Annotated in this window: 5 protein-coding genes; 2 read left to right on the plus strand and 3 right to left on the minus strand. The window is 71.5% G+C overall.

The window, feature by feature from the left end; genetic code table 11:
- Positions 1 to 16: 16 nt before the first annotated feature.
- Together ACH5AO_RS36645 and ACH5AO_RS36650 are read right to left on the minus strand one after the other, a co-directional pair.
- Entirely contained in the window at positions 17 to 2,950 is a 2,934-nt protein-coding gene (locus ACH5AO_RS36645) for an AfsR/SARP family transcriptional regulator (RefSeq protein WP_398932424.1), read from the minus strand.
- A gap of 218 nt (positions 2,951 to 3,168) precedes the next feature.
- Positions 3,169 to 3,756, minus strand: coding sequence for a hypothetical protein (locus ACH5AO_RS36650; protein WP_398932426.1), 588 nt, complete (start codon positions 3,754 to 3,756; stop codon positions 3,169 to 3,171).
- A gap of 1,408 nt (positions 3,757 to 5,164) precedes the next feature.
- On the opposite strand from ACH5AO_RS36650, the gene ACH5AO_RS36655 reads away from it, so the two are divergent.
- Positions 5,165 to 5,455, plus strand: a complete 291-nt coding sequence (locus ACH5AO_RS36655) for a hypothetical protein (RefSeq protein WP_398932428.1) — start codon at positions 5,165 to 5,167, stop codon at positions 5,453 to 5,455.
- A 365-nt stretch (positions 5,456 to 5,820) separates the two neighbouring features.
- Here the strand turns inward: ACH5AO_RS36655 and ACH5AO_RS36660 are convergent, their stop codons facing one another.
- On the minus strand, positions 5,821 to 6,156 hold the full coding sequence (locus ACH5AO_RS36660; RefSeq protein WP_398932430.1) for an ArsR/SmtB family transcription factor: 336 nt from the start codon (positions 6,154 to 6,156) through the stop codon (positions 5,821 to 5,823).
- Between the two features lie 160 nt (positions 6,157 to 6,316).
- On the opposite strand from ACH5AO_RS36660, the gene ACH5AO_RS36665 reads away from it, so the two are divergent.
- On the plus strand, positions 6,317 to 6,430 hold a 114-nt coding region (locus ACH5AO_RS36665; protein WP_398932432.1), incomplete at its 3' end, for an FAD-dependent oxidoreductase.

Consider the following 6,430-nt stretch of genomic DNA (forward strand, 5'->3'; position numbering starts at 1 on the left):
CCGGTGGAGGGCGGGTTCAGCGCGGCGGACGACGGAGGGCGTACGAGACGACCTCGCTGACATCGAAGGAGCGGCCCGCAGCCTCCGCTTCGTCATAGGCCCGCGCTCCCAGCACGGTCCGGGCATGCCTGGCGGCATCGACGAACAGGGACTCGTCCGGCTGGTAATAGCCGTAGACCGGGGAGCCCACGGATTCACGCAGGTGCTGCGCGGCGCCCAGCAGCGTCGCCACACGTACGGCGTCTCCTGCGGCGTCCTCCACCACCGCCAGCGCGTCGAGGAAGTAGGCGAGATTGGCCAGATCGCGGGTCTGTTCCGACAGTCGCACGCCCTCCTCCAGGTGGCCCCTTGCCCGCTCGTGGTCGCCCTCACCGATCCCGGCCTGGGAGAGGTTGAACAGCGCGACATAGATCGCGAGCCGGTTGCCGCACGCGCGCGCTAAGCCAAGCCCGTGCTCGAAGTGCGGGATGGCGTCCGCGGGGCCCGTCTCCATCATGACCGCTGTACCGAGCCACACGTGGATCAGCGGCAGAAGCCAGGCGCTCCCGTCGCCGGCGTCCTCCACCAGGGGGATCGACTCGCGGAACACGGCTGCGGCCTTTCCCGGATCGCCCGCGACGAGGGCAGTCAGCCCGATGCCGGGCAGCGCATGGGCCTGCGCCTCTCGATCCGCTGCGGCCTCCGCGTCCTCGCAGGCATGCTGCCAGCAGCGTCCGGCCGACTCGAAATCGCCCTGGGCGAAGGCCATCGATGCGGCTGCCGACCTCACCCGGGAACGCAGTCCGGCCTTCAGCGGCTGCTCCAGGGCCGCCTCCAGCGCCCGTCTGCCGAGCAGCAGTTCTCCCCGTATCCACCAGTAGAGCCACAACGACCAGCCCAGCCGCCCCGCGGTCTCCGGCGAACCGCCGCTCAACGCCCAGCTGATCGCCCGGGTCATGTTGCCGTGTTCCGCGTCGATGAGGGACAGCCAGGATATTTGGTCGGCGCCCTGATACTGCGGTGCGGCCCGTTCGGCCAGTTCCAGGAAGTACATGGCGTGGGTGTGGCCGGCCGCCCGGGCCTCAGCGGTGTCGCGGGTGAGGTGGGTCCGCGCGTACTGGGCGACCGGTTCGAGCATGCGGTACCGGGGCCGGCCGGCCGTGTCGGTGACCGGGACGACGAGCGACTGCTCCACCAATCCGGCCAGCGGACCGAGTATCGGGTCGTCGCCGTCGGGACCGGCGCCGACGGCTTCCGCCGCTTCCAGGGTGAAGCTGTCGGAGAAGACCCCCAGGCGTCGAAAGAGCCGTTGTTCGGGTCCACCGAGCAGCCCGTAGCTCCAGTCGAGCGTCGCGCGCATGGTCCGCTGCCGGTCCGGGAGGTCCCGTGCTCCGTCGGCGGACATCGCGTCGTCGAGCCGGGTGAGCAGCAACGAGGGGGACAGGAAGGAGAGCTTGGCCGCGGCGACCTCCAGGGCCAGGGGGATACCGGCGAGCCGCTCGCAGATCGCGGCGACGGTGGAGGCGTTGTCCGGGGTGAGCTGGAAACGGGGCGCCACCGCACGGGCGCGTTCGACGAAGAGCCGCACCGCGGCGGCGGAGACCACGGATTCCAGGACCGGCCGCGAGCCGGAGGGCAGCTCCAGGGGACGAACCGGGTAGGTCGTCTCGTCACGTACCCGTAGTGCCGCCCGGCTCGTCACCAGCACGCTCAGCAGCGGACAGGCGGCGACGAGGCGGGCCACCGCCGTCGCAGCGTCGATCACATGCTCGAAGTTGTCGAGCACAAGCAGCATCCGCCGCCCCTGCAGCTGCTCGACGATCAGCGCCTCGATGTCCAGCCCCTCCGGAGCGCCGGGTGCGACAGCATGGCCGATGGCCGGCAGGACCAGAGCGGCGTCACGCACCGAGGCGAGCGCCACGAAGACGATCCCGTCGGGGAACTGGTCCGTCAGCCGTCGGCTCACCGCCACACCCAACCGGGTCTTGCCCACACCACCCGTCCCGGTGAGGGTCAACAGTCGGTGTTCCGGCCGTCGCAGCAGCGCGGCGATCTCGGCGACGTCATGGTCGCGGCCGACCAGCGGCGTACCAGGGGTGTGCAACGACCGCCACGCGGAAGCGTCCCTGTCCGTCGCTACGGGACGATTACCGTCGTCGGCCGAAGGCGCGGGGCGGGCCACGGGGCGCGCGGGGGCCGGAGTCCACCGCGACGCGGGTACGGCCGGGGAAGGCCCGACGAGGCTTTCGTCCTGCGCGAGGACGGCGGTCTCCAACTGCCGCAGGGCGGGCCCGGGATCCACACCCAGTTCCTCGGCCAGGGTACGGCGCGCGGTGCGCAGGACGCCCAGGGCGTCCCCCTGGCGCCCCGACCGGTACAGAGCCAGCACCAGCAGTTCCCACCCGCGTTCGCTCAAGGGGTGCTGCGCGGTGTGCTTCTCGAGATCGCCGACGATCACGGTGTGCCGGCCCGTCGACAGTTCGGCGGCGTACAGACTCTCGTGGGCGGCCAGGCGCAGACCGTCGAGACGGGCGATCTCCGGCCGGGCGAAGGCAGCGTCGGAGAACTCCGCGTAGGCCGGGCCCCGCCACAGGCCCAGTGCCTCGCGGAACGCCATCACCGCCTCACCCGGGTCGCCGCGTTCGAGCAGCCGCTCCCCGTGTTCGGTCAGTATGGTGAACCGCTCGGCGTCCACCGCCTGTTGGTCCAGTCGCAGTGCGTAACCGACGCCCTCACGCACCAGTACCCGGGCGGGCCGGCGGGCCGCACGACCGGGTTCCAGCACCTTGCGCAGTTCACCGACGTACGAGTGGAGGGTGGCCGCGGACGCGCTGCGCGCCTCCCCCCAGGCGTCGGTGAGGATCGTGTCCCCCGGCACCATCTGTCCCCGCGCGGCGACCAGCACGGCGAGGACGGCACGCTGCCGCAGGCCACCCAGGTCGGCGTGCCGCCCCGAGACCGTGGCCGTCATGGGTCCCAGCACACCGACTTGTATGTCCAACGATGTCCCGCCTTCACTCACGCTTCCAGGGCATAGCGTGCCAGACGGTCAGTGGTCAAGACCATTTCTGCTGTTCCCGCGGCCGGGGGAGGTTACGGCGCCGGCCGGTGTCATGGTGTGCGGCGCAACGGCCCGGGTGCCTCGTCCGCTGCGAGGCACCCGGGCCGTTGCCGGTTCGAGCCGCCGGATCAGTAACCGCCGGTGGCCCCGCCGCTGGCCGTGCCCGAGTCCCAGAAGCCGCTCTCGTTGCACACACCGGTGGGGCGAACGGTCGCGGACTGCACGAGCTGCGGTTCGACCACGTTCACCTGTGCGGCGGCGAGCGAGTTGCTGATGATGTACTCCGAGTGGAAGAAATTCTTCGTCAGCGACGTCTCGCCCGCCGGAACACTCAGCGTCTCCTCCTTCATCGTGCTGCTGGCCGCACCGTAGCGGACGGTGATCTCACCGCCCTGGTGCCCCCCGGCGAAGGAGATGACCGCCGTGTAGCTCTGCGGGACGGCCGTCTTGCACTTCACCGCGGAGAGAGTGGTGGGGACGACGGCCAGCGCGACTCCGGTGACCTTGAGGTCGCCGCCGCTCTCCGGCCGGTCCCCCGTCGCACCGTCCGTGGCGGAGGCCCCCGTCGACGGGCTTCCCCCGACCCGGTCCACGTCGGCGGCTTCGTCCGTTCGGCACCCTGAAGCGAGCAGCACGCCGCTGACGGCGGTCACCACCACAAGACCGCGCCGCATCCTCTGTGCTCTTCCGGCTCCGGTCACCTGCGGGTTCTCCATGTTCGTTCCATTCCCCGTTCCGCCCGGCGTGCCGGGCAGTTGTACCCGAGGCGAACCGCCTCGCCGCTCACGATGGCGTACGGCACTGGAAACCGGCTGGGAATCCGCTGGGCACGATCACCGGAGGCGTTCGATGAGCGTGAAGCGGAGGGCGGGCACTGCTCGAGTGGGTGGGCGCATCCGCTCCCGGGCCGCGGCAGTGCCGCACGGTACGCTCGGCGGTCGTCCCCGGCCGTGTCCGACCGTGTGCCTTCCGGAACAGCGCGTGGGGCCGGCAGGGTCTCCTGCCCTCCGCAATCGTGGTCAACGGCCGGGGACCGCAGGGGCTCCGACGTCCGAACCGGCGTCGGACAGGCTGTCGGGGGCGGTGTACGGCCCGTCGCGGTCCCGGCACCCGTCCCCTCGCACGGAGCTTCCAGCACCGGCCCGGAGGGTCGGCCCACGGCGGCCGGCCGGACCGACGACGCCGCTCACGGGATCGGGTACGAGGAGGGACCACCGGCGGTGTACGCGACCGGGCACAGGATCGGCGCGCCCGCGGGCCGGTGGTCCCGTCGGGGCCCGCGCGGTCAGGCGGTGCGGCCGGAGCGCCCGGACGAGGTGGTGGACAGCGGTGCGTTCGGTCCCGGCCGGGCATCGTCGTCGCGGATCTTCACCGCTCCTCGGCCGTCCGCCGGTCGCGGGCCGTGGACCGCCGAGGGGTTCCCCGCCGTGAGAGCGCGCTCGGCGACTGGACGGCCCGGGGGCTCGAGGCACCAGGAGCTCACTGCGCGATCGTCGATGTCCGCAGGCATCGCCTCCCCTTCGAGGGGCTGTTCGCCCGTCGTCCGTCCAAGGCGGGGGCGGTGGGGCACGGCGGACGGACGACGGGGCCGGCGATCACCGCGGCAACGGACCCCACCGTGACCGGAACGGAGAGGGAGTCGCCTGGTCCCACAGCGATGAGCAGGCGGCCGGCACCGGGGGGAGGCCACGGGCACGACTCCCCGGGACACGGTGGCCGTGGCCGCCTTGCCGGACGCGATGCGGCCCGCGGTGTTCTTTTGCTCCATGGAATAACGGAGCAGTGCCGTGTGGCTGTGATCGGGGTGATGACGTGTGAGCAATGTCCGACCACCTGGCCCGGTAGGAAGGCCGTGACGGTCAGCAGGGCACCGGGACGCGCGCTGCCGGGCGAAACGGGCTCCAGCGCGACCAGGTGCGTCGTGGACACCCGCACGCCGGGGTGCCGGGCCTGATGGGGGCACAGGTACCCCGCCGCTATCGCTGCTTCCACTGCGGGCGCACCGGCATCGAAACGCGGTCCGTCCACCGCCACGTAGGCGCAACCACCTGCCCGGTGCGGGACGGATCGCACCTGGTCCCCTACTGCCCGCACTGCTCCCCCGGCACGCCGCTGAGGAGCCGCGTGCAGCGCACCATCCACCTCCTGCGCGCAGTGGGTGCGGGCGGAGTGCCGGAAGCCGTACCGGCCGTGCGCCTGCGCTGTCCGGTGGCGGGATGCACCACCGTCTGGACCGGCGCCGTGGATTCACTGGCGTACGCCCCCACGTACGATCCGTACCTGGACCAGCATGTGCATCCGTGTCCCTGGTGCGCCGTCGAAGCTCCGGACGCCGCACTTGAGGCGCACCGCGAAGTGAACGACGCCTGCAGGCGCGACGTGAGTCGGTGGAACGAGGCGCTGGGGGTCCCTTGAGCAGTCGTGACTCCAAGTGCTCAGCACGTGCTCCGGGGACGCCGCGAGCGGTTCACCGGCTCGTCGGCGGGCCGCTCGGCGCACCGGGACGACGACCTGCCGGCGCGATGCCGTTCCCGCCCGGCGGCAGGCCGTGCGCGAGTCGCGTCCGGCGCCCGTGCCGTCGGGCAGGAGGCCCGGCCGCACCGGCCGGGCCGGATCCCTCCCGCCGTCACACCACGCCCGAGCATGTCCCGGCCCGAGGCTGACGGGCTTGTGCCGCGGGTGGAAGGACTCGCACCGGGCGGGGGGCGGCACCGTGCAGTGACCAGGTTTCCCAGAAGACCGTCAGCCGACGGAAGCCGACCGCAGAGGGCCGGTTCGCATCACGCGCAAGGGCGTCTGCGGTCGGCCTCGATGGTCTCCTCGGCACTCCTGGCCAGGGAGCCCAGCAGCCCGGTCAAGGGCGTCAGGGCCTCAGGGCGGACGCGGTAGTAGGTGTAGCGGCCATGGGGCAGCGCCTCGACGACGCCCGCCTCCCTCAAGATCCGCAAGTGATTGGAGACAGTGGTCTGACGTGCACCGGTCTCCTGGATGAGGTGGGTGGTGCACAGCGCCATCGGTGCCAGGAGGCTGACGATGTTCAGCCTGAGGGGGTCACCGAGAGTCTTGAGCAATTCGGCCTTGCTCGGGAGCGGCTGGCTGTCGGGCTTGGTCGGCATACCCCCACCCTCTCACATCACCATTTCTACATATCAAGAATGCGTGATATCACTGAGTTCGGATCTGACGGGGTCGCGATCGCCGCGCGTCCGTTTCCGGAGCGTGTCCGCGCACCCCGGCGGCACACGCACGCACCCAACCATGAGAAGGAAGTGCACCATGCTTCGTGACGTCCGTGACGTGATCATCATCGGCTCGGGGCCCGCCGGCTACACGGCGGCGCTCTACACCGCCCGTGCGTCGTTGAAGCCCCTCGTGTTCGAGGGCGCTGTC

It is taken from the genome of Streptomyces sp. NPDC018964, from assembly GCF_044390325.1.
GTDB lineage: Bacteria > Actinomycetota > Actinomycetes > Streptomycetales > Streptomycetaceae > Streptomyces.